The organism is Catenibacterium sp. CAG:290 (genome assembly GCF_000437715.1).
Classification (GTDB): domain Bacteria; phylum Bacillota_I; class Bacilli_A; order Erysipelotrichales; family Coprobacillaceae; genus Catenibacterium; species Catenibacterium mitsuoka_A.
In genome coordinates this window covers 1-21,987 of sequence record NZ_FR898868.1, presented here as the reverse complement: position 1 = coordinate 21,987, position 21,987 = coordinate 1, and the positions used below count along the sequence as shown (strand labels likewise).

Sequence of the window (21,987 nt, the reverse complement as noted above, 5' to 3'; positions counted from 1 at the left end):
TTATTCCCCCTCAAATAAAGACATTGACTCTGCTGAGTTAACATCTACTATTTTATGAAAATACTCCTTCTGTGTCAAATCTCCCTTCACGACTTGCTTTGCAATAACACCATCTTTAATGTAAAGCAGTTTCTGAGAATAACTGGCAATCATTGGATCATGAGTCACCATAAGTATAGAAACACCATCTTGATCATTGAGTTCTTTGAATATTTCTAATATTTCATGTGATGTATGGGAGTCTAAGTTACCTGTTGGTTCATCCGCTACAATAAGTTTAGGATGAGTGACAAGGGCACGACAGATGGCTGCACGCTGTCTTTGCCCTCCTGAACATTCATTAGGATACTTATGAAGTAATGAATCGATAGATAAACGTGACGCTGTTTCTTTAACTCTTGTTTCTATTTCTTCCTGTGGCAAATTCGCAAGAGAAAGAGGAACTGCGATATTTTCAAGAATAGTGAGAGAATCTAATAAGTTGAATTCCTGAAAGATGAATCCGAGATTCTCATAACGAAACTTACCTATTTCATTTTCACCCATACTTCTTACTTCAGTATCATTGATATAAACCTTCCCTTTTGTAGGAATATCTATTGTAGATAGATTATTAATAAAAGTTGATTTACCTGCACCACTTGGTCCCATGACACAGATGAATTCTCCCTCATTCATAGTCATAGAGACACCATGTAATGCTTCAAAGGTATGGCTTGTACCAATACCATATATTTTAGTTATATTTTTCGCAACTAGTATTTCACTCATAGTACTTCTCCAATTTCTGTATAAACATTCTTCTTATAAATATAATAAGTCATCACTGCAAGAATCATCTGTGGAATGATATCCACACCAAACAACATAATAATGAGCCCTAAAGTATCCGGTGTATGCATATAAACCTGAGCCATGACAATTGCGAGATAAACAATAGGTATTGAAACAAGTAATGCATAGAAGAGAATCACTTCCTTCTTAATATAAGAAGCAATCTTCTTTCTTGTGCATCCTATCTTATAAAGATTACTAAAGGCTTTTACTCTTTTCATAGTTTCTGCAGCATATTTATACATAATTGTGATAGATAATAAGATTGTCATCACAATGTAAGCAATAATAGCAGTCATATATTCTCTTGGTGAATTTTTCTGAGCAATGATCATAGCACTCATACAAACATTTGTGACAACATAAACAAGAATAAGAGCACCTGAATTAGTCAAAGAAGTAGATAAATGACTTAAAGAAACGAGGTCTAAAGTATTTCCTAAACGTTGACTCTTGATTTTTCTAAGTATTTCTGGGATTGATTGCGATAATACATAAGCCGCTCCTATTCCACCTACAAAACAAGGGAATACAAATCCAGTTGGACTATAAGGAGTCGTAACTAATAAAATAATCGCAGTTATATAAATGAATGGTGGAAGATAAGAAGGTAATTTCTTATCCACAACCTTTTCATGAGATTCATGTAAGAGCGTCTGGATATCATGGCGGTAAACAAACCCTGAATCTCCTAGAATAGTTACAAAGAAAAGAATCGCAATAGTCATAAGTGTATCTGTATAGGCACGCATAGGAATCATGAAGATAGACTTATGAATATGCATAGAGTGATACATGATTGAATTCACTCCTACTGCCCCTGCCATACCCATCAAATAACCAATAGGTAATGCAATTAAAGAGATAATGATTTCCTGATAGAATAAATAGAGTGTTGAATCAAAAAAACTACTGCCACTCATCGCAAGAATCGCAAATTCTTTTGTCTTATGTGTACAAAAGAATGAGTTGGCATAAGCCATCATTAAACCACAAAAAATTATAACGACAAATGCGATAATACTTGATAATGGAACACTGACCTGTGAAAAAGATCCACCACTTGCAGCTGCTGTTTGATCCATTAAGTAATCATTATTAATAATATTAAAGAAGACAAATGATACAAAAACAGTAAAAAGAACAGTAATACCATAGGATATAGCTTGTTTCTTTTCACGCTTCAACATCTTACAAGCAAATTTAAATGTCCCCATAATCTTTGCCTCCATGTGTATGGCGATAAGAGTTAATACGTGTCACTCTTAAGATATTTTCTTCTCCAGGAAAATAAACTGGATTCTGTTTTGTTTGTTTATAGATGTCTATTACTCCTTTCGCATCATCTACAATTTCAGTAAGTTTCATCAAGCCATACATTCTAGGAGGAAGAACATATAAAGGTACTCCTGTATCTTTGAAGTGCAATTTAATTTCCATAAGCAGGTGTGGACAGCACATCACTACATCATATTGATCAATGACTTCGTGCATCAAGCTAAAGGGTGAGAAATCAATCTGTACTTGATTCTCTAAATGATTTTCTTTGATTTGTTTCTGCATACGTGTAGTGACATAGCTTGATGAGAAGCCCCCACCGCAGCAGATTAATATTTTTAATAGATTCATGGTGTATATTATATAAGATCATTTCATAGCACACTATTAATTTTCTAAACGTGAAAAAAAGTGCCATCTCTGGCACTTTAGATTACTTTGCTAACTGTTCTTTAGCTAAATCAGTTAAAGCCTTGAAACCTTCAGGATCAGCAATTGCGATTTCTGAAAGCATCTTTCTGTTAACGTTAACTTCTGCAAGTTTTAAACCGTGCATGAAAGTTGAATATGACATATCGTTCATTCTGCAAGCAGCGTTGATACGTGCAATCCAAAGCTTTCTCATTTCTCTCTTTAACTGTCTTCTATCTCTGTAAGCATACTTTAAAGAATGCATTACCTGTTCATGAGCTGTTTTATATAAAGCATGTTTGCTACCGAAGTAACCTTTAGCTAGCTTTAATGTCTTTTTTCTTCTGCGTCTAGTTGTAAATCCGCCTTTTACTCTTGCCATGTGTATATCCTCCTTAAAATTAACCTATTAGATACGAGACTTGATTCTCTTGTAATCTGATGGGTGTACTAATGTTGACTTAGCGAGATGCTTTTTCTGTTTATGTGTCTTATTATGTGATAAGTGAGATACGTATGCATGGCCTCTCTTTAATTTACCACTTGCTGTTTTCTTTAAGCGCTTCTTAAGACCGCTATGTGTTTTCATTTTTGGCATGATAAGTTTCCTCCTATTTTACTTTGCTTTTTTAGGTGCGAGCATTGCTGTCAATGTTCTTCCTTCTAGTTTAGCTGGCTTTTCAACGACGCAATATTCAGAACATTCCGCAATAAAATCGTCCATAATCTTCTGTCCAAGATCAACATGAGCCATCTGTCTTCCTCTGAAACGAATTGCTACCTTGACTTTATCGCCATCCTGTAACCATTTCAAAGTACGTTTAAGCTTCACGTTCTTATCGTGTACATCGATTGTTGGAGATAACTGCGTCTCCTTGATCGCAACAACTTTTGAATTTTTCTTCATTTCTTTTTGTTTCTTCTGCTGCTCGAAACGATACTTTCCGTAATCCATGATACGGCATACCGCTGGTTTTGCCTTAGGAGCAACACAAACTAGATCAAGTCCTGCATCATAAGCACGATTCATTGCGTCTCTCTTGCTCATAACGCCTAACTGTTCTCCATTCTGATCAATAACCAATACTTCCTTAAAACGAATGTTTTCGTTAATTGGATCTTCCTTCTTTACTGGTTTTGTTCTATCATAACGTCTAATAAAAGCCACCTCCGCTTACTTCATATTAAATAAAAAGTGAGCGTACTAGCGCCCACTTATCGTTAGAGTTTAATCTAGTGACATTGGCCCATCGACTGTATCAATCGGGCGAGAAGTAGGCACTTCTTCTTTCCACTTTTTACTTGTTCATCTTACCCAATATACAGGTCTTTGTCAATAACTTTTTTTTAATTTATTTATTTTTTTCCTTTATCTTTTAGAAGGTTTAAACATCTGTGTAAAAGAAGAAGGAAGTGGTGCTTTAAAAGTCATTGTTTTATGTGTAAAAGGATGTGTGAATGCAAATTCATGCGCATGTAGACCTAATCTCTTTAAAGGATTTGTACGTGCACCATATTTCTTATCACCAATAATAGGATGATTCAAAGAAGCCATATGAACACGAATCTGATTCTTACGTCCTGTATCTAAGAATACTTCCATCATTGTATAATCCTTAGATACTTCTAATGGCTTGTAGTGCGTAATAGCCAATTGTCCTTCTTTCGCAATACGCATCTTTAACTGTTTATCTTCTACAAGATGATTCTTTATTGTACCTGACTTACGACATTGTCCTTCTAATATTGCGACATAGCCTCTTGTTTTAACATACTTATTCCAGTTATGAGTTAATTCCTGATAAAGCTTCTTATTCTTCACAAACATAAGTACACCAGAAGTATCCTGGTCTAAACGATGTACAAGATAACACTGCTGTCTCTTCTTACGGCAATATTCCATCACCATATAAAACGCTGTCTGATATTTATTATTACGTGTCTCTTCACTCACTAGTCCAGAAGGCTTATTGATCACAATCATATCATCATCTTCATAAAGAAGTTCAAAAGGAAGATTCGTCTTCTTACCAACTTCTACTTCATCTCCTGGATGTAATTCAAAGGCATGATAAGTCTGTACTTCACCATTCACCTGTACTGATTTATATTTCAATAAATTCTTACAATCATTTTTCTTCTTACGAGTATGCTCCACAAGAGAATCTAATAGTAATTCATCTTTTGTAACCTTATACATTCTTTTCCTCCAAATAACGTCTCACTTCTTCTTCTAAATACTGTGGACCTTTTTCTAATAATACAGAAAGAGGTTCATCTGTATGATTAATACAGCGTACATCCTCAAATCCTACTTCAAGTAACACTTCTTTATCTTCACACTTTCCACAAAATGCGACAACAGGTTTATTGTATTTCTGTGCTAAGCGTAAGACACCTATTGGTGTCTTTCCATATAAAGTCTGATGATCCATTTTTCCTTCACCTGTAAAAATAATATCTGCTTTCTGTATTGCTTCTTCTAGATGTACTGTACGACTCACTGCATCAAATCCAGTCACTAATTTACCATTAAGTCCTGTCACAATCGCATAGCCCATACCTCCTGCTGCTCCTGCACCAGGTACACATGAATCATCCTTATCAACTAATTCACTCATTATTTTCGCATAATGCTTCATTGCCTGATCTGTCTTTTCTAGATCTTTCACCTTCTTTTGAGGACCAAAGACATAAGTAGCCCCTTCTTTTCCACATAGTGGATTAGTGACATCACACGCCCCTTCTACTTCTATATTTGATAAATCAAGGCGTGTTTTCTTAATATGATCAAGTGTTTCGAGTCCTCTCGCATTCATTGGAATACGTTGATCAAACTGATCAAAGAAACCATAACCCATACCACTTAATAGACCTATACCTCCATCATTACAAGCTGATCCACCCAAAGTCAAAAGGAAACGTTTAACACCATGATCATAAGCATATTTCATCATTTCTCCTACACCATAAGATGTTGCTTCCGTTCCGTTCTTTTCTTCTTCAGCCAGGTAATCAAGTCCACACGCCTGTGCACTTTCTATAATAGCCAAATCATCCATAATAGCGAGTTTTGCATGAACTGTCTTAAATAGTGGTCCCGCTACCTCTATTTCATGAATATCACCATGTAGATAACGATTCATGACTTCCATTGTCCCTTCGCCACCATCAGCTAAAGGACAAATATGTACATTATTATAAGCTCTCTGTACTGCTTCTCCTGCAGCATATGCAGTCATACTTTCTTTAAAAGAATCAAATGCAGCAAGTATTTTCATCATTATCACTCCCTGTATGTATTCTAACACAAAAAAGTTCATGGTCACCCATGAACTTTTAAGATTTTCTTTTTAATAAATAAATATTTTTCTTATAAACAATAACATAGAAAATAATTGATAACACAACTGCAGAAAGTGCATCAATCATTCCATGCTGCTTGATTAAGAAAGTAGAGATAATAATCCCTATTGTAAGAATTTTAGTTCCCTTCTTCATAATACTAGTTGCATGCTTTGATTTACTAAAAGCCATGCACATACCAATAGAGTTAAAGATATGAATACTAGGCAATACATTGGTTGGTGTATCAATCTTATAAAGCAAATCAACAAGTATTAACGCAATATTACTATGATCTAATTGTTTTGGTCTAATATCTAAACTATTAGGATAGATGACTGATACCACTACAAAGAGTGTCATACCGGTAAATAGGAACGTGATCATCTGCAAGTATTCTTTCTTATCTTTAAAGAAGAAATACCAGAAAGAGAAGAAGATATAACCAAACCAGCTGATATAAAGGAAAACAAACCACTCATTAAATGGAATCATATGATCTATTGGTGTAGAAATCATATGATATTGCGTCACTGGCATAAAATGTTCGATAAAGAAGAAACATACCAGATAAACTACAAAGTACAAAAGCGTCCACCAATAACGCCAATACTTTTTCATTAGTTTTTAGAGAATTCTGATAAGATTAATTCCTTGTTCTTATCAGTCGCCCAGTTAATTCCCCATTGATTAGAGAAGAGTAATAAATACTTTCCTCTTAAATCCTGAACTCTCTTTGTATCTGAAGATAAATTCAAGCTATATAGATCAATTTCTTCATTATCAATCCATCTAATGAACTGATATCCAAGAGGTTCTCTCTTGATATTTACGTTATATTCATTCTTTAACCGATATTCAAGTACCTCAAACTGAAGGACACCTACTACACCTACGATGATTTCTTCCATTGAACCACCAATTTCAGTGAAGATCTGAATAGCCCCTTCCTGAGCAATCTGTTCTACACCCTTAACGAACTGTTTACGCTTCATTGTATCTGTATTACGGATACGTGCAAAATGTTCAGGAGCGAATGTAGGAATACCTTCAAACTTGAATTTATGCTTAGGTGTACAGATTGTATCACCAATAGAGAAAATACCTGGATCAAAGACACCGATGATATCTCCAGAATAAGCTTCCTGGATTTCTTCACGGTCATCAGCCATTAACTGTTTAGACTGGCTTAATTTAATCTTCTTATTTCCCTGCATATGGAATACTTCCATACCCTTAGTGTATTTACCAGAAGTAATACGCATGAATGCCATTCTATCTCTATGTGCTTTATTCATGTTTGCCTGAATCTTGAATACAAATGCACTGAAGTCTTCATTGAATGGATCAATTGGCCCATCATCACTCTGTTTTGGCTGAGGAGGCATAGAGTAATCTAAGAAATGATGTAAGAATGGTTCTACACCAAAGTTAGTTAAGGCGCTACCAAAACATACTGGTGATAATTCTCCACGATGTACTCTTTCTAGATCAAATTCTGCACCAGCACCATCTAGTAATTCGACATCATCCTGAAGAGTCGCATAATAATCTTCACCAATTTCTTTAATTAATTCAGGATCATCATAATCAGTAATGATTTCCTGTACTTCCTTCTTACCACCCTGTACTGGTACGAAACGAATCACTTTCTTAGATTCTCTTTCATAAACGCCTTTGAACTGTTTACCACATCCAATAGGCCAGTTAACAGGACATGTATCCATACCTAATTCCTGTTCAATTTCTTCCATTAATTCATAAGGGTCTTTGGCTTCTCTATCCATCTTGTTGATGAAAGTAAAGATAGGAATATGTCTCATTGCACAAACCTTGAATAACTTACGTGTCTGTGCTTCGACACCCTTAGATGCATCAATAACCATGACTGCTGAGTCAGCTGCCATTAATGTACGATATGTATCTTCTGAGAAGTCCTGATGGCCTGGAGTATCTAGGATATTGATACAGAACCCATCATAGTTGAACTGTAATACTGAAGATGTAACAGAGATTCCTCTCTGTTTTTCAATTTCCATCCAGTCACTGACTGCATGACGCATATTCTGCTTACCCTTAACCATACCGGCTTCCTGAATAGCTCCACCATATAATAAGAACTTTTCTGTTAATGTTGTTTTACCAGCATCCGGGTGAGAAATAATCGCAAACGTACGACGTTTACTTACTTTATCTACAAATTCTGACATATAGCCTCCTTAAATTACGAATTGACCATTCTTGAAGATCTGCACTGTTTTTCCATCTTGAGTCACAGCTTCAATATCAAGGTCTTTTGTTCCAATCATAAAATCAACATGTGTGAATGAATCATTGACACCATGTTTATATAGTTCTTCTTTAGTCATCTCATAACCGCCCTTAATACATTCATTAAACCCTTTACCAAGAGCAAGATGACATGCTGCATTCTCATCAAATAATGTGTTATAGAATAATAGCCCCATTTCTGATATAGGAGAATCAACTGGCACAAGTGCTACTTCACCTAAATAATGAGCCCCATCATCAGTATCAATGATGCTTGCAAGTACATCTTTACCAGTCTTAGCATCAAAGTCTACAACACGACCTTCCTTAAATCGAATATAAAAATCATTGACGAGTGAACCACCATGGTTAAGTGGCAATGAAGAATAAACAATACCTTCTGTCTTTCGATAGTCTGGAGAAGTAAAGATTTCTTCTGTAGGCATATTAGGGAAAGAATAAACTCCATCAGTTGTAAAACTTCCTCCACCTGCAAATAAATAATCTTTATTCATATATACTTTTAAATCAGTTCCTAGACCATTTGTATAATGTAAGTAATCAATAGACATCTCATTAAGTGTCTTCACACGTTCTTCAAAAGATGCACGATGCATTTCCCATGCATTTAAAGGATCTTTTGTATCTACATAACATACATGATAGATTGCTTTCCATAAGGCTTCTGTTGCCTCCTGATTATTCATATCAGGAAATACCTTATTCGCCCACTTAAGAGAAGGTGCACCTACAATACACCAGCGATCAATACCTAGATCTAAATGATCATAGAATGTCTTAGCCTGTTCATGCATAGCTTTACTGTAAGTTGCCATCTTTAAAGGATCAATACCTTTAAAACCATCAGGATTTTCTGATGTAATAGTCACTACAGCAGCATGTTCTAATGCATACTTATTACGTAACTCTACCAAATAATCAGGCACATCCTTGAAATAATCTACATCATTATGTTCATATCTAAGTCTTGTAATATCCTCATCTACATAATGTGCGATTACATCTAGAGCCCCTGCTTTATAAGCTTCTTTGGCGATAGCTTTCACTAAAGAGGCACATTCAACATCCGCAGTAACTACAAGTTTCTGACCTTTTTGAAGATTAACGCCCTTTTTTACTATCAATTCAGCATATTTATTCATCATATCAATACACCCCATCTCCATTATTCTAAGAATTTTATAATCTTTGTCAACAGAAAAAGCATAACATATTACGTGTTGAATTTCCATTTTTCTTGTTATTATTTTACACATGTGATATGATATGTATAGCAGTTACACAGGACATTTTGTATTGGTTTTTTATCAGTAGTACACTATCGATTGCAAAAGCCTATAATAAAGTTGCTTGATGTATTGCAATTTACAGGAGGTATGTCAGATGACAGGTAAAGTAAAATGGTTTAAGGCTGAAAAAGGTTATGGATTCATTACAGTAGAAGGACAGAGCAAAGATATCTTCGTTCATTTCTCTGCAATCAACGCTGATGGATACAAGACTCTAGAAGAAGGCCAGACTGTTGAATTTGACGTTGTTGAAGGCGATCGTGGACCACAGGCAGCTAACGTTACAGTAGTTGAATAATCATCATAAAAAAAGGCTGATGCAATAAGCATCAGTCTTTTTTTGTCATATAAGCGATTAATAACTTCATTGTGTTCTCTACTGCATCTACATGTGAACGTTCCATACCATGACTTGCAGCCACACCTGGACCTATTAGTGCACCTCTAATATCCTGGCCTCCTCTTAAAGATGCAGAGACATCAGAGCTGTAGAACGGATAAATATCAACGGCAAAAGATAATTCATTATCTTTTGCAAGATTAATAAGTTTTGTTGTCATCTGATAATCATAAGGACCACTAGAATCCTTAGCACAAATAGAAACATCTCTTTCAGTGCAGCTTAAGTCTTTACCAATACATCCCATATCCACTGCAATCACTTCTTCGATTTCTTCTGGGATATATGCACAGCCATGTCCTACTTCTTCATAAGTAGAGATTAAGAAATACCAAGTATCATGAGGAATAATAAATTCTTCCTTCATTGTCTTTAGTAAGCCATATAGAATAGCTACGCTTAGTTTATCATCTAAAAATCTAGATTTAATGAAGCCACTTGGTGTAATTGTAGTTTTAGGATCAATACAGATATAATCTCCTGGCATGATACCTAATTCTTCTACTTCCTTCTTAGATGATACACATTCATCAATACGTACATGCATTGTCATATCTGTTCTAGGGGCATTCTTAGAATCGTCATAGACATGTGCGCTTGGAGAATTAGAAAGTATAGTACCTGTATAAGTTCTGCCATCTCTAGTTACTATTTTACAATATTCACCATCTAATGTAGGAACAATAGGGCCTCCTACTAAAGTGAATGCAAGTGTACCATCTTCTTTGATACTTCTGACCATAAGTCCTAAAGTATCAACGTGGGCACATAATGCCTTTGTATGATGACCGATACCAGACACCTTAACAATTAAGTTACCTTTATTGGTATGTATAGTTTCATAACCTAAGGCTTTGACTTCCTTTTCATAAAAATCAATAACTGCTTTTGTATATCCTGTAGGGGAATCAATTAAAAGCAGTTCTTTCGCAAATTCCATTACTTTTAATGCGTTCATATGAAACCTCTCTTTCTCACTTATTATAACATCTAAAAGAGATCAAGCATATTATCAAGATAGATTTCTTCTCTCACATGAATTGAATATTCTGGCTTCACCATATAATATAACAAAAACTCTAATACAAGAGCACTGCCTAGACTTCTGCCTTCTATCTTGAACTGTGTAAAGCCTAGTGGTCTATAAATAGACTGTATATCCTCAATACTAATAAATGAAGGATTATGCATAGCATGAGAGAAACGATAGCCTTGCTTTGCATTTGGTGCTTTACAAATATGATCAGGGATATCTTTACCCAAATTCTGCAAACTCACCGTTTCATAACATTTCTTTCTATCCTGACATCCTACATAACAGCATTCATTGCATAAAAATTCTACTTTATCCTTCTGTTTGATTGTAGATAATAATTTAAATTTCTTATTTAAGCGGAAATCAGGCACAACATAGTGGAACTCTTCTCTTTCGCATTCTTCTTTAAACTCATTAAAGTCAGTGATGACTTTAGTGGTAGAAGAGACCAAATAAAGATTTGGATATTTCTCCATCAAATAGTGTAATAAGAGATCAGAGTGTACAATTACACCATTGTTGCCTGCCTCATTAAATAACCTACATAATGTATTACATTTAGGATCTGAGAGATGTTCTTCTTCTAGCATAGAGTTACTAAAAGTAAGTCTTGCAGAAATATGATACGTCTTCATCAGGTCTAATACCTCACGAGGGTTATCTTCTCCTTCTCCAAGTCTTCCTCCACCCCATAAACAGTCCATTGGAGCGCCATAAATAGAACCTATTTCACACCAGTCATAAAAGTATTCTCTATGGTTGTAAAAAAGAGGAAGGAACTTCTTATATAGTTCATAAAATTCAAATAATCCTGGTAAATGAAAATAAGCTTTTTCCTTTTTTGACAATTCAATCACATCTTCCTATATTTTATTCTTTAAATGTTATCTAAAAATTTATGAGCCCCTTGTAAAAATAATTCATATCTTTTTTGTGTTACCTCATTATCTTCTTCATTCCAGACTTCAAAGATATATTCTTTATTATTTTGAATTATAGAGCATAATTGCTTTGCAGTATAATATTCATCATTTAAGTTATATAGTTTTATAATTCGTTTATCTAAAGTTTTATTATAAACATCTTTACTAGTATATCCTTGTATATGCGTTAATGGATCAACACATTGTTCATGATACTTTTTACAAGGTTTACAAATGTCATCTCCACCAATTGTTAATTTTAAACCAACAGATGGATTATCAATAATTTCATTGGCAACCTTATAAAAATCATGTCCCATTTTTTCGTCAGGAACAAATCTATCTATCCCAGATCCATATAATTTAATAATATCAATAAAATGATGTGGTTTAATTAAAATTGAGTCCATTAATTAATCTCCTTTTCTAAAATTGACCCTCTTTATATGCTCTTGCAATCACATAAGATGGTTCATAGAAAGCCCCATTTGTATAAGAATCAATTGTTTCACAAATTCTATCATTATAAACACGTATCATTCCAGATACATAGTCTTCATTGATTGATGCTGTATCTACAATTAAACGTGAATAAACTTTGCCCATATCTAGCGAAGTAGGTATGATGGTACAAAGTTCACGATCAACATCCATGATATCAAATGTACCTTCTTCTAATGAATATTCTTTAATCCAGTCACTTGCCACTTTATCAGGGTTTTCACTATGCAATACATTTGCAAGGCTGATCAAATGATATAAGTTATCGTAACCTACCGCATTAACAACATATCTATTTCTTTGATGAAGCTTTCGTGCAACGCGTTCAATCATGGAGCACATAAAGAAAAGATCATTCTGCTTAATCTCTTCGTCTTCAAAATATTTATTTATCATAAAGAATAACTCCTTTTGAAATAAAGTTGTTTTAAAGCATCTTCTGTACAAAATACAATTTGATGAGTCGGATACTTGAACTTAACAAGTTCCCAGAAAGCTTCTCTAGATATATCACCGCGTGCAAAATCATCCACATAATTCCAAATTGTATCATCAGCCATAGGTCCTTCCACACAATCATAATCATGTTTGATGCCTCGTCTACAGCTAACAACAAAGTCAAGCCATTCATCGCTCATTTCATTAAATACAAGAGTATTTAATAAGTGGTTTTCTACATATTCATAGATATTTACAACATGCCCACGTGGTTTCACTAACGCCCAGCGTTTGGCTTGTTTTTCTAAACTTGTACAATAGAATCCATAGCCAAAATCTTTATAATAGCCATCTACAATAATTTTTGGTTGTTTTTTAATTGTAGTATCACCTTGAAATAATTCTATTCAAATCATCCTTCCATTAATTCTTCCAATACTTTTCTTACGTTATGAGCTGCATCTTCCTGTATCTCAATAATACGTGCACCTCTTGATTTAGCCACTTCTCTTAAATCTACAGATATACCTGTATGGAATGAACATCCTACTACTAAAAAAACATCTCCCGGTTGTAATGTATAAACCATTTCATAAGCTAATTGATAATTTGGTGCTGGATCACCATAAAGAACTGGCTTATTGTATAAAGAATAAGCAATATCCATTTCATCATCTTCAGGTAAACCACCATGTAGTTCTAATGCATCACTACCTGCAAGTCTATGTAACCCATCAATATTCATTGTGATAATAGGAATATGATACTCTGCCAAGGCGTAATGCGCATCATTTGGTTTTGCACCATTCATATTCGCTTTTAATTGTCTAATAACTTCATTGTACTCTTCATGATGTCTTTGTGCATAGCTTCTAAATAGTTTTTCTCTGACATCCGGTCTTTCCATAAATGTAGGAATATTACTCTGTTTAGATATTCCTGCACCTGTAAATGCGATTATCTTCATAACATCATCTCCTTGTGACTTATTATAACACTTATAGAAGTCTTAATAAATCTTCCACCTTCTCTAGTATATAATTAGAATCACTCATATCCTTACTTTCTACACTACCCCATTTTGCGAAGGCAAAATCAATGCCTGCATTTCTTGAAGCAAGAAGATCTGAATAAGCATCTCCAATATAAATAACATCTTCTTTATTTAATCCTAAACGTTCCACACATAATAAAAGTGGTTCAGGATCAGGTTTATGTTTTGAAGTATCATCCTCTAGTACAACGACTTCCATATAATCATCTAGTCCTAAAGAAACTACATCAATATCATACTGCTTCTTATTCTTAGAAGAGACAACGCTAAATCTTAACTTTTCATGTAATGTCTTTAATACGTCATCCATTCCTTCATAAGGACTTGCCTGATATTCATTCACACATTTAACCCATCTTGCATAAACCTCTTCAGGATTGTTGACTTCTAGTTCTTCCATAACCTTCATACCTGGATATGAGGCAAAGTGATAGACTTCTTCTAAAGTCCATTCTTCCCCTTTTCTTCTCGAATAATCTTTTGTAATGGAATCATATTCATATCAAGTGTATTAACTAAAGTATTATCAATATCAAAAATAAGCGCTTTATATTTCATTATTATTTCCTCTCTATTTCTATCACATAAGGTGCATTCTTTTTATTCATCATCTTAAAACTTGATACATTATATGTATGTGTATCTAAATCTGATACATAAGTATCAATCCATGAGGCTTCTTCTTTACCCTGAGGATGTCCAATATAACAAGTTATAAAGATGACCTTCTTCATATGTTCAACCGCCTTAATAAGAGTTCTTTGAGTAACATCAAGTGTTGTTGTGATGTTATGATCACCTTCAGGTAAATAACCTAGATTAAAAATACCAATATCAAATGTATCAACATAATGATCAAAATTCTCATGAGAATCACGAATAAGGTGTGCTTTGTCTCCTACGAGTTCTTTTGTACGCTTGAGTGCTTCTTCTTGTATATCAAAGCTATAGACTTCCTTGCAGCATTCAATTAAACTCTTTGTATCATGGCCATTACCCATTGTGAAATCTACACCTATTTCTAAATTATCATATGTATGCATACGTTCATGCACATACTCTACTATACTTAACATATTTTTTTCTCCTTTAAAAAAATCCGGCAAATGCCGGATTCATTATGATTTTAATGCAGGAAGGTCTCCTGTATAAAGACAATATTCTTCTAATGTCCAGTTGTTTTCATACATGATCTTAGCAGCTTTTTTACCTACATAGCGGAAATGCCAAGGTTCCTGTGTAATGCCTGTAATATTAGAAGTACCATCCGCAAAACGTAATACAAAGCCATATTTATGAGCATTTTTACATGCCCACTTATATTCTGATGTATCACCAAATACAAGTCTCTTACCTTCATCGACACTTTCCGAACTCATATCGATACCAAGTCCTGTCTGGTGTTCACTCGCACCAGGTAATGCAACGTGCTGAATTGCGTAAAGTTCTCCCCACTTCTGTTTATATTCCTTATAGATTTTACTCTGTTCATCATAAGAACGATAACCACTATTGATCATGATATAATAGCCTTCCTTTTCGCCTGCTTTACGCATAGCAAGAAATGCCTTATAAGCATCTTTTCTTAATTTTGGATGGTCACATTTCTTAGTGATATATTTCTTATCAGGTGTGACTAAATCAGATGGTTTATAACTAGAAGGAAGGTATAAACCTTTCTTTACAAGAGTTGTATAACGTGCTGGATCAGTAATAGTATGTCTAGTCGCTTCTTTAGTAGAATCTCCAATAAATGGATAAGATGTACTTAATACAGCATAGTTATAATTCTTACTTGATTTATAAGCTTCTTCATATTTATCCATATCCTTGAACTTGAAACCAGATACAGCCATATAATTCTTCATCGTATTATAGCTATAGCCTTTTTCTAGAATATAATCTAAATCATCACTATCAGCTGTCTTTAAGATCGTCCAAATCTGTTTTTCAGTATACCCATTCTTCTTTAAAGCAGGAATCTGGTCATCTAACATTGGTGATAATGTATCTACTACATCAGCAGCTTTCATCTTCTTATGAAGAGACTGATATTGTTCAAAATCAGCATAATACTTAACATCCTTAGAATGTTTTAACCATGAATCAATATGATCTAAATAATCATCATCAATCACAATCTTCACTTTATCACTTGTTAGCTTTAATACAGCAGACTGCTGCGACCATGAATAGCCTTTCATTGCAAGTCTAATACGTGAAAAGTTAAATGTGATTACTAATACAAGTACTACAACAACAGGAATAACAACCTTCAAGACATTATCCCATCTTATTCTTCTACGACGACTGTAAGGAGAATAATTATAATTTCTCTTTCTTCTCATAAGTTTTTTACCTCTTTCCTTATCACGAATAATAGTACCAAACAGGACATTATTTGTCCACACTCCACCCTTATTATCTCACATTTTCACATAATTTACATATTACTGTTTAATTAATCGAACACAATTGCAAAAAGGGTGATTTTATGATATCTTTTACTAAGTGTGAAAAGGAGGTTTCCCCGATGCAATTAGTCATTTATATATTCATTGCGTTATGTACTCTTGCAATCGCAATTTTATTTACTGAAGTTACAGGAAAATTATTCAAAGCATTACTTGCTTTAGTAGGCGCTGCTTCTACTGGTTACTCAATCGCTTTAGCTGCACGTATGATTGCAAAGTCTACTAAATGGTTCAGTAAACCACCACTAATGAATACTTTCTATATTTCATCTGCGATTGTATTAGTATTAATCATTATCGTTACAAAAGTCATCTTAAAAAAGAAAAACGGTTAAACCGTTTTTTTTATTTGCGCTAAAAAAGGAATGCCTCGCATTCCTTTTACTGACTACTCCCACGGGCAAGCCCATGGGGTTCTTACTATCAAGTTTAGCTTATAATCGTACATCATTTTCAGACTTTGGAATACAAGTTCAAATCTATTTAAGTAAGAACTTTTATTACCAAGCAGTCCAACGACCACATTAACGGTAAATTTCTATCTTTCGATAAGGAAGTATAGTCAATCTCCCTGATGCTTATTTTATACTATTTTGATTCCACTATTCAATACTTTGATTCTATTAATCTTAATTCTTTTAATTATGTGGCTTTCATCCCATAAGCAAGCCTATGAGGTTTTCGACACTAATTAATAACATCTTCTAGCCTGGTAAAATTCTCTTTGCCAATAACCATTTCCCAATGTTGCAACCTGTACTGGTTTACCACTTGAAGGGGCATGTACCATACGGTTACCGCCAATATAGATACCGACATGATGAACACCAGAATATGAACCATTTGAACTAAATAAGATAATATCACCAGCCTGCATAGAACCACGATCCACCTGTGTTCCTACACCGCATAATGTCTTAGTCGTATTTGATCCAATATTAACACCAGCCTGATAATGAGCCCAGTTAACTAGACCTGAACAGTCAAACTTAGTCCAGTTAGGGTTTGCAATCTGACTCATAGAATGACATCCACCCCATGAATACATATAACCCTGACGTGTTAATGCTTTGTTCGCAATCGCAAGTCCTCTAGAAGACTGATCTGGACTAGGTGTTGGTGTTGGTATTGTATTCCCTCCACCATTGTTTGATGAACCACTGTTGTTTGATGATCCTCCATTATTAGAAGAACCACTATTACTAGAAGAACTGCTGTTGTTCTTATTTGGTGTTGCATGAGTTACACCACTTACTTTAGATTCATCTGAAGCCTTACTTAGTTCAACTAAGTTCTGGGCAATTGTACCAATATTGCTTTCATTATCAGATAAATCACTCTGCTTATCCTGTAAAGCCTTCTGTTCAGCTTCAAGTTTTGCAACTAATGTTTTCTGTAATTCTTCAGCCTGACTCTTCTGTGCATTAAGTGCAGTCTGAGTATCAACAAGTGTCTGTTTCTGAATTTCTAACTGCTTCTGTTCTTCCTTGATTTCATTCATTAAATCTGTTTCATAAGAAGTTAAATCCTTAAGAGTTGCAGCTCTTGAGAAGAAATCTGAGAATGAACTTGCATTAAATAAATAATCAACATAGGCATTAGAATTCATCTGACTCTGCATAGAATAAATTCTATCCTTTAATAAAGCCTTCTTTTCATTTAGATTGTTTTCAGCATTTGTGATTGCAGTATTCATATAAGCAATCTTCTGAGTGGCTTCATTGATCTGACTATTTAAGCTATTAATCTTATTTGCTGCATCTGAAATAGATAGCTTTGCACTATCAACATTACTCTGTTTGCTGCTGATTTCACTCTTTAAGCTTGCACTTTTTGTTTTTAAATATTTATTAAACTCTTTACAAGTATTCTGATTTGAACGAGTAAGTGTCTTAGATGAACAAAGCTTATAATACTTTGTTTCCTGACCTTCAAATTTATTGGCCGCTTCTACTGTATTCACATTAGATAAAGCAAGCGGAGTCACCATCGCACATGCAATAAGCAATGATACTATTTTATGTCCTCTTTTCACAAAATCACCTTCCTTTACGCACAGTTAATTATAACACAACTCCAATTAAAACCCAATGTCATATGTAAATTCACATAATCTTAAGAAGTTGTAGTCTTTCTGATTCTTCATGCTTTAAAACCGTCTTTTCAAGATAATGACTCCAACAATCTGCATCTTTAATCAGTTCACTATATGCATCATCTTTGCGTTCTTTATGTGAATGATTACTGATTGCAGTTAGAATAATGTTCTTTTCTTCTTCGCTAAATATAGGATTCAGTAATTCTTTCGCCAATTCGCTTGAACGAGTGGCATGCTGGAAACTAGAAGAATAAATAGGAACCGCAATATCATGAAGAAGACCGATAATAGCACATAACTCTTCATCTAGATTTCTTTCTTTTGCAAGTAATAAACATAATGTTTCTACCTGAAACATATGTGCAATAGCTTCTCTTTTATAATATCCATGACTTTTTTCATCTAAAAGATGTAATACTTCATCACGTAAGCTAAAGTAACGATTCATCGTCTCAGTCCCTTAGGAAATAAGTTTTTAACCTGATTGCTTTCTTTATAAAAGGAAAGTGGATACCCATCTACAAAGATGACACCAAAGCCTTTTTCTCCTGTTCCTTCTAGAGTTTCACCATGGATATATTTCTTGATTTCTTCACTTTCACTTGGAAAGTCATAACTTCTTTTAACATCTTGTTTAGTGAGCGTTAGGGCAAGAGAATAGCTAGGTATAAATCTATTCTTTCTCACTTCACCTAAATAAAGCCCATTACGTAATACTCTGATTCCTTTTAGTTCTGGGAAGTTCTTCTTAACTGCATAAAGATGTCCATTATTTTCGATGATATATGAAGGTACTTTCTTATTGAGATTCTCCTGGTAGAAAGCTTTTAAGACCTTTAAGTCCGCTAGATTAACTGAAGGTTTTATTGTACGTACTTGTTTTCTTGGGCTATTGCCTGGTTTTTTTAGTAAGGCAATAAAGTGTCCTTCTCCACGATAATGATGAGGATAACATCTCACTACTTCATCTAGATCTACACCTGGACATAAACCATTGGATTTATTTAAAGGAAGTAATTCAAAACCAAGTTCATCCACTGCATAATGAACCATTGCTTCATTTTCTTCATATGAGTAAGTACATGTAGAATAAATAACCATACCACCCTGCTTCAACATATCATAAGCACCTTTTAATAGGTTCTTTTGGATATGAGCACATTCTAATACCTTCTCTTCACTCCATGTATCTACCGCCTGTTCTAGTTTTCTAAACATCCCTTCTCCACTACAAGGTGCATCTAAGACAATCTTATCAAATGCTTCCTGAAATTGTTTAGTAAAGCGCATGGGATCTACATTTGTGACTATTGTATTATCTAAACCAAAACGTTCAATATTCTCACTTAAAATACGGGCACGAGAGGCTTCAATATCATTCGCAATTAATATACCTTCTCCAGTTAATCGAGATGCAATCTCACAGCTTTTACCTCCTGGTGCCGCACACATATCTAACACAAAATCATCAGGTTCAATAGGTAATGCATCTGCTACAAGCATCGCACTTGGTTCCTGGATATAATAAAGTCCTGCAAGAAAATAAGCACTTCTTCCTGGATGATAGTTTTCATCATAAAGATAACCATTTTCTACAATAGGATGATGTTCTACATAGTTCTTATCTAGTACTCTTTCTACATTTTTCTTATTTCTATTTAAATATAAACCTTTAACTGGCTTTTCTAACAAAGCCTTCTTAAAGTCATCATATTCATCTTTTAATAAAGACTTCATACGGGCATCAAATTGTTCCATAAATTCACGTCCTTTCTGAACTATTATACAAAAAAATAGATGTGTTGACTACTTTGGATATGCTACAATGTAAAAAGGAGGATTATTTAATGAGGTGTTCATGGGCTAAAAGTAAAGAAGCAATCAAATATCATGATGAACGATGGTGTAAAGAAACACATGATGAAAAAATGTTATTTAAGATGCTTGTTCTTGAAGGCATGCAGGCAGGATTATCCTGGGATACTATTTTAAAGAAGGAAGAAGCTTATAATCAGGCATTTGATGATTTTGATTATCACAAGATTGCCTCTTATTCTAAAGAAAAAATAGAATCTCTCTATGAAGCTGAAGGGATTATCCATAATCGTTTGAAGATCAATAGTATTATTAGTAATGCAAAAGCTTTCTTAAAGGTACAGGAAGAATTTGGTAGCTTTGATCATTACATCTGGTCTTTTGTAGATTATAAGATGATTGATCATCGTTATGTAGATGAAAAAGAGATACCTGCAAGCGATGCACTATCTACTAAAATATCTCAAGATATGAAAAAGCGTAGCTTCAAGTTTGTTGGTCCTGTGATTATTTATAGTTATTTACAGGCGATTGGCATTTATAATGATCATCTCATGAATTGTGAATGGAGGTAAAGGATATGACACGTATTGATGAAACTATTAAGAGACATGATAAGGGTTATAACTGTGCACAGGCTATTGCATGTACTTATTGTGATTTTGTAGGTATGGATGAAGAAACAATGTTTAAGGTAGCTGAAGGCTTAGGTCTAGGTGTAGGTTGCATGGAAGGGACTTGTGGTGCTGTTACTGGTGCATGTCTTCTTGCAGGATGTAAGAATAGTACAGGCAATCTAGATAAGCCAAATAGTAAAGCAAGTACTTATAAGTTATCTAGAGAAATCATGCAGAAATTTAAGGAAAAGAATTCTACAACTACATGTAAAGTATTAAAAGGTGTAGAAACAGGTAAGTTGTTAAGAACTTGTCCTGATTGTATTAGAGATGCTGCAGCTATTGTAGAAGAAGTATTATTTAATGAGGAATAGTCATCTATTCCTTTTTTATATGCAAAAAAAGCTGAGAATATATCCCAGCTTAGTCATCAATAATTGGTGCCCTTGACCGGACTCGAACCGGTACGGGTTTGAAGCCGGCAGATTTTGAGTCTGCTATGTCTACCAATTTCATCACAAGGGCATTGACAACGTAATTATTATAGTATGCATAAGAGATGTTTTCAAGAAAAAAATGGTTTATTTTGATGTGCTTCTCATGATTTTTTCTAGTACATATAGTATTTGAATTTATTTTCACTCATATAAGTAGCATAAAAAGAAATATTTTTATTTTTTTCTAAATGTATTCGCTTGCTTTATAAAAATCATTGACATTTGGTTTTAAGGCTCTTATATTAGATTCATATACAAAAAAGACAGCGAATTGAAAAGAACATTCAGTTTTTGGATTTACAGAGAGTTCCTAGTGCTGAGAGGGAATGATCCATGTGAATGAAATACATCAAGGAGTCGGGATATTGAAATGAAGTAGGTATCCACGGGTACGACCGTTATATCGTCAGAGTATGATAGTACTCACAGAGGTCTATATAGTGATATATGGATAAAATAAGGTGGTAACGCGAAGTCCCTCTCGTCCTTATAATCGAGAGGGACTTTTTATATATCCAAAGGAGAAAAGATTATGATTATTGTATTAAAACCAAAATGTGATGAAAATGATATTAAGAAAGTAACTGACAAGATTGAAGGCTATGGTTTAGAACCGCATGTTTCTACTGGTCATGAAACAACTATTATCGGTGTAATTGGTGATACTACTAAAGTAGATCCTAGA

The 21,987-nt window shown here is 34.3% G+C and carries 27 protein-coding genes, 1 tRNA gene, 1 pseudogene and 1 other annotated feature; of the genes and pseudogenes, 5 read left to right on the top strand and 24 right to left on the bottom strand.

Features of this window, described 5'->3' with window-relative positions; all coding sequences use genetic code 11:
- The 11 genes from QVO42_RS09565 to QVO42_RS09515 form a co-directional block, all read right to left on the bottom strand.
- Positions 1–771 carry an ABC transporter ATP-binding protein gene (locus QVO42_RS09565; protein ID WP_022425888.1) on the bottom strand — a complete coding sequence of 257 codons (771 nt, stop codon included), beginning with the start codon at positions 769–771 and terminating at the stop codon, positions 1–3.
- Positions 768–2,051: an FtsX-like permease family protein gene (locus tag QVO42_RS09560; RefSeq protein WP_022425887.1), complete on the bottom strand. Its 1,284-nt coding sequence runs from the start codon at positions 2,049–2,051 to the stop codon at positions 768–770. Before QVO42_RS09560 ends, QVO42_RS09565 begins: the two co-directional genes overlap by 4 nt.
- The gene (locus tag QVO42_RS09555) at positions 2,038–2,463 is read right to left on the bottom strand and encodes a PTS sugar transporter subunit IIB (protein WP_022425886.1); all 426 of its coding nucleotides are present in this window, start codon (positions 2,461–2,463) and stop codon (positions 2,038–2,040) included. Before QVO42_RS09555 ends, QVO42_RS09560 begins: the two co-directional genes overlap by 14 nt.
- Before the next feature lie 82 nt (positions 2,464–2,545).
- Positions 2,546–2,905, bottom strand: coding sequence for a 50S ribosomal protein L20 (rplT, locus tag QVO42_RS09550; protein WP_006505448.1), 360 nt, complete (start codon positions 2,903–2,905; stop codon positions 2,546–2,548).
- Between the two features lie 27 nt (positions 2,906–2,932).
- A complete protein-coding gene (gene rpmI, locus QVO42_RS09545) occupies positions 2,933–3,121 on the bottom strand; it encodes a 50S ribosomal protein L35 (protein ID WP_006505447.1) in 189 nt (62 codons plus the stop codon).
- An 18-nt stretch (positions 3,122–3,139) separates the two neighbouring features.
- Positions 3,140–3,691, bottom strand: coding sequence for a translation initiation factor IF-3 (gene infC, locus QVO42_RS09540; RefSeq protein WP_006505446.1), 552 nt, complete (start codon positions 3,689–3,691; stop codon positions 3,140–3,142).
- Between the two features lie 201 nt (positions 3,692–3,892).
- The gene (locus QVO42_RS09535) at positions 3,893–4,723 is read right to left on the bottom strand and encodes an RluA family pseudouridine synthase (RefSeq protein WP_022425885.1); all 831 of its coding nucleotides are present in this window, start codon (positions 4,721–4,723) and stop codon (positions 3,893–3,895) included.
- Positions 4,716–5,807 carry a glycerate kinase family protein gene (locus QVO42_RS09530; RefSeq protein WP_022425884.1) on the bottom strand — a complete coding sequence of 364 codons (1,092 nt, stop codon included), beginning with the start codon at positions 5,805–5,807 and terminating at the stop codon, positions 4,716–4,718. The genes QVO42_RS09535 and QVO42_RS09530 overlap by 8 nt, the downstream gene beginning before the upstream one ends.
- Before the next feature lie 55 nt (positions 5,808–5,862).
- Positions 5,863–6,456, bottom strand: a complete 594-nt coding sequence (locus tag QVO42_RS09525; protein ID WP_288164328.1) for a phosphatase PAP2 family protein — start codon at positions 6,454–6,456, stop codon at positions 5,863–5,865.
- A gap of 32 nt (positions 6,457–6,488) precedes the next feature.
- Positions 6,489–8,078 carry a peptide chain release factor 3 gene (locus QVO42_RS09520; RefSeq protein ID WP_006505441.1) on the bottom strand — a complete coding sequence of 530 codons (1,590 nt, stop codon included), beginning with the start codon at positions 8,076–8,078 and terminating at the stop codon, positions 6,489–6,491.
- 9 nt (positions 8,079–8,087) lie between these two features.
- The gene (locus QVO42_RS09515; protein WP_022425882.1) at positions 8,088–9,305 is read right to left on the bottom strand and encodes an aminopeptidase; all 1,218 of its coding nucleotides are present in this window, start codon (positions 9,303–9,305) and stop codon (positions 8,088–8,090) included.
- A 238-nt stretch (positions 9,306–9,543) separates the two neighbouring features.
- On the opposite strand from QVO42_RS09515, the gene QVO42_RS09510 reads away from it, so the two are divergent.
- Entirely contained in the window at positions 9,544–9,747 is a 204-nt protein-coding gene (locus QVO42_RS09510; protein ID WP_006505439.1) for a cold shock domain-containing protein, read from the top strand.
- A gap of 31 nt (positions 9,748–9,778) precedes the next feature.
- On the opposite strand, the gene QVO42_RS09505 is transcribed toward QVO42_RS09510, so the two are convergent.
- The 9 genes from QVO42_RS09505 to QVO42_RS09465 all read right to left on the bottom strand — a co-directional run bounded on the left by QVO42_RS09505 (position 9,779) and on the right by QVO42_RS09465 (position 16,149).
- Positions 9,779–10,807, bottom strand: a complete 1,029-nt coding sequence (locus QVO42_RS09505; protein ID WP_022425881.1) for a M42 family metallopeptidase — start codon at positions 10,805–10,807, stop codon at positions 9,779–9,781.
- A 32-nt stretch (positions 10,808–10,839) separates the two neighbouring features.
- Positions 10,840–11,733 carry a hypothetical protein gene (locus QVO42_RS09500; RefSeq protein WP_288164323.1) on the bottom strand — a complete coding sequence of 298 codons (894 nt, stop codon included), beginning with the start codon at positions 11,731–11,733 and terminating at the stop codon, positions 10,840–10,842.
- Between the two features lie 29 nt (positions 11,734–11,762).
- Positions 11,763–12,218, bottom strand: coding sequence for a hypothetical protein (locus QVO42_RS09495; RefSeq protein WP_022425879.1), 456 nt, complete (start codon positions 12,216–12,218; stop codon positions 11,763–11,765).
- A 16-nt stretch (positions 12,219–12,234) separates the two neighbouring features.
- Positions 12,235–12,705, bottom strand: a complete 471-nt coding sequence (locus tag QVO42_RS09490) for a hypothetical protein (protein WP_022425878.1) — start codon at positions 12,703–12,705, stop codon at positions 12,235–12,237.
- Positions 12,702–13,154, bottom strand: a complete 453-nt coding sequence (locus QVO42_RS09485; RefSeq protein ID WP_288164341.1) for a DUF3990 domain-containing protein — start codon at positions 13,152–13,154, stop codon at positions 12,702–12,704. Before QVO42_RS09485 ends, QVO42_RS09490 begins: the two co-directional genes overlap by 4 nt.
- A 5-nt stretch (positions 13,155–13,159) precedes the next feature.
- A complete protein-coding gene (locus QVO42_RS09480; protein WP_022425876.1) occupies positions 13,160–13,714 on the bottom strand; it encodes a Sir2 family NAD-dependent protein deacetylase in 555 nt (184 codons plus the stop codon).
- A 31-nt stretch (positions 13,715–13,745) separates the two neighbouring features.
- Positions 13,746–14,288 carry an HAD-IA family hydrolase gene (locus tag QVO42_RS09475; protein ID WP_502685370.1) on the bottom strand — a complete coding sequence of 181 codons (543 nt, stop codon included), beginning with the start codon at positions 14,286–14,288 and terminating at the stop codon, positions 13,746–13,748.
- A 73-nt stretch (positions 14,289–14,361) separates the two neighbouring features.
- Positions 14,362–14,877 (bottom strand): tRNA 5-(aminomethyl)-2-thiouridylate-methyltransferase MnmM, encoded by a 516-nt coding sequence (gene mnmM, locus QVO42_RS09470; protein WP_022425873.1) that lies wholly within the window; start codon positions 14,875–14,877, stop codon positions 14,362–14,364.
- A 42-nt stretch (positions 14,878–14,919) separates the two neighbouring features.
- A complete protein-coding gene (locus QVO42_RS09465; RefSeq protein WP_278243964.1) occupies positions 14,920–16,149 on the bottom strand; it encodes a M15 family metallopeptidase in 1,230 nt (409 codons plus the stop codon).
- 185 nt (positions 16,150–16,334) lie between these two features.
- Here QVO42_RS09465 and QVO42_RS09460 point away from each other — a divergent pair, with 185 nt between their 5' ends.
- Positions 16,335–16,610 (top strand): hypothetical protein, encoded by a 276-nt coding sequence (locus QVO42_RS09460; protein ID WP_022425871.1) that lies wholly within the window; start codon positions 16,335–16,337, stop codon positions 16,608–16,610.
- Positions 16,611–16,966: 356 nt separating this feature from the next.
- Here QVO42_RS09460 and QVO42_RS09455 read toward each other — a convergent pair whose 3' ends face one another.
- From QVO42_RS09455 to QVO42_RS09445, 3 genes are all read right to left on the bottom strand, one after another.
- Positions 16,967–18,310 carry a C40 family peptidase gene (locus QVO42_RS09455; RefSeq protein ID WP_022425870.1) on the bottom strand — a complete coding sequence of 448 codons (1,344 nt, stop codon included), beginning with the start codon at positions 18,308–18,310 and terminating at the stop codon, positions 16,967–16,969.
- Positions 18,311–18,380: 70 nt separating this feature from the next.
- On the bottom strand, positions 18,381–18,821 hold the full coding sequence (locus QVO42_RS09450) for an HD domain-containing protein (protein WP_022425869.1): 441 nt from the start codon (positions 18,819–18,821) through the stop codon (positions 18,381–18,383).
- Entirely contained in the window at positions 18,818–20,131 is a 1,314-nt protein-coding gene (locus QVO42_RS09445) for an RsmB/NOP family class I SAM-dependent RNA methyltransferase (protein ID WP_022425868.1), read from the bottom strand. The genes QVO42_RS09450 and QVO42_RS09445 overlap by 4 nt, the downstream gene beginning before the upstream one ends.
- An 89-nt stretch (positions 20,132–20,220) precedes the next feature.
- On the opposite strand from QVO42_RS09445, the gene QVO42_RS09440 reads away from it, so the two are divergent.
- Together QVO42_RS09440 and QVO42_RS09435 are read left to right on the top strand one after the other, a co-directional pair.
- Complete coding sequence (locus QVO42_RS09440; RefSeq protein ID WP_022425867.1) at positions 20,221–20,763, top strand: DNA-3-methyladenine glycosylase I; 543 nt, start codon at positions 20,221–20,223, stop codon at positions 20,761–20,763.
- A 5-nt stretch (positions 20,764–20,768) separates the two neighbouring features.
- The gene (locus tag QVO42_RS09435) at positions 20,769–21,179 is read left to right on the top strand and encodes a C-GCAxxG-C-C family protein (RefSeq protein WP_022425866.1); all 411 of its coding nucleotides are present in this window, start codon (positions 20,769–20,771) and stop codon (positions 21,177–21,179) included.
- 64 nt (positions 21,180–21,243) lie between these two features.
- Here QVO42_RS09435 and QVO42_RS09430 read toward each other — a convergent pair.
- A tRNA-Leu gene (locus QVO42_RS09430) sits at positions 21,244–21,330 on the bottom strand.
- Between the two features lie 229 nt (positions 21,331–21,559).
- Positions 21,560–21,794 (top strand) — a binding site (T-box leader).
- A 40-nt stretch (positions 21,795–21,834) separates the two neighbouring features.
- Between QVO42_RS09430 and QVO42_RS10495 the strand changes: the two are divergent.
- Positions 21,835–21,987 (top strand): annotated as a pseudogene (locus QVO42_RS10495) (3-deoxy-7-phosphoheptulonate synthase); the annotation flags it as partial.

Excerpts from the sequence above, each read along its gene's own strand:
- QVO42_RS09565 (WP_022425888.1), bottom strand. The coding sequence starts at position 771 with ATGAGTGAAATACTAGTTGCGAAAAATATAACTAAAATATATGGTATT.
- QVO42_RS09560 (WP_022425887.1), bottom strand. The coding sequence starts at position 2,051 with ATGGGGACATTTAAATTTGCTTGTAAGATGTTGAAGCGTGAAAAGAAA.
- QVO42_RS09555 (WP_022425886.1), bottom strand. The coding sequence starts at position 2,463 with ATGAATCTATTAAAAATATTAATCTGCTGCGGTGGGGGCTTCTCATCA.
- rplT (WP_006505448.1), bottom strand. The coding sequence starts at position 2,905 with ATGGCAAGAGTAAAAGGCGGATTTACAACTAGACGCAGAAGAAAAAAG.
- rpmI (WP_006505447.1), bottom strand. The coding sequence starts at position 3,121 with ATGCCAAAAATGAAAACACATAGCGGTCTTAAGAAGCGCTTAAAGAAA.
- QVO42_RS09535 (WP_022425885.1), bottom strand. The coding sequence starts at position 4,723 with ATGTATAAGGTTACAAAAGATGAATTACTATTAGATTCTCTTGTGGAG.
- QVO42_RS09530 (WP_022425884.1), bottom strand. The coding sequence starts at position 5,807 with ATGATGAAAATACTTGCTGCATTTGATTCTTTTAAAGAAAGTATGACT.
- QVO42_RS09520 (WP_006505441.1), bottom strand. The coding sequence starts at position 8,078 with ATGTCAGAATTTGTAGATAAAGTAAGTAAACGTCGTACGTTTGCGATT.
- QVO42_RS09515 (WP_022425882.1), bottom strand. The coding sequence starts at position 9,305 with ATGATGAATAAATATGCTGAATTGATAGTAAAAAAGGGCGTTAATCTT.
- QVO42_RS09510 (WP_006505439.1), top strand. The coding sequence starts at position 9,544 with ATGACAGGTAAAGTAAAATGGTTTAAGGCTGAAAAAGGTTATGGATTC.
- QVO42_RS09505 (WP_022425881.1), bottom strand. The coding sequence starts at position 10,807 with ATGAACGCATTAAAAGTAATGGAATTTGCGAAAGAACTGCTTTTAATT.
- QVO42_RS09495 (WP_022425879.1), bottom strand. The coding sequence starts at position 12,218 with ATGGACTCAATTTTAATTAAACCACATCATTTTATTGATATTATTAAA.
- QVO42_RS09490 (WP_022425878.1), bottom strand. The coding sequence starts at position 12,705 with ATGATAAATAAATATTTTGAAGACGAAGAGATTAAGCAGAATGATCTT.
- QVO42_RS09480 (WP_022425876.1), bottom strand. The coding sequence starts at position 13,714 with ATGAAGATAATCGCATTTACAGGTGCAGGAATATCTAAACAGAGTAAT.
- mnmM (WP_022425873.1), bottom strand. The coding sequence starts at position 14,877 with ATGTTAAGTATAGTAGAGTATGTGCATGAACGTATGCATACATATGAT.
- QVO42_RS09465 (WP_278243964.1), bottom strand. The coding sequence starts at position 16,149 with ATGAGAAGAAAGAGAAATTATAATTATTCTCCTTACAGTCGTCGTAGA.
- QVO42_RS09460 (WP_022425871.1), top strand. The coding sequence starts at position 16,335 with ATGCAATTAGTCATTTATATATTCATTGCGTTATGTACTCTTGCAATC.
- QVO42_RS09450 (WP_022425869.1), bottom strand. The coding sequence starts at position 18,821 with ATGAATCGTTACTTTAGCTTACGTGATGAAGTATTACATCTTTTAGAT.
- QVO42_RS09445 (WP_022425868.1), bottom strand. The coding sequence starts at position 20,131 with ATGGAACAATTTGATGCCCGTATGAAGTCTTTATTAAAAGATGAATAT.
- QVO42_RS09440 (WP_022425867.1), top strand. The coding sequence starts at position 20,221 with ATGAGGTGTTCATGGGCTAAAAGTAAAGAAGCAATCAAATATCATGAT.
- QVO42_RS09435 (WP_022425866.1), top strand. The coding sequence starts at position 20,769 with ATGACACGTATTGATGAAACTATTAAGAGACATGATAAGGGTTATAAC.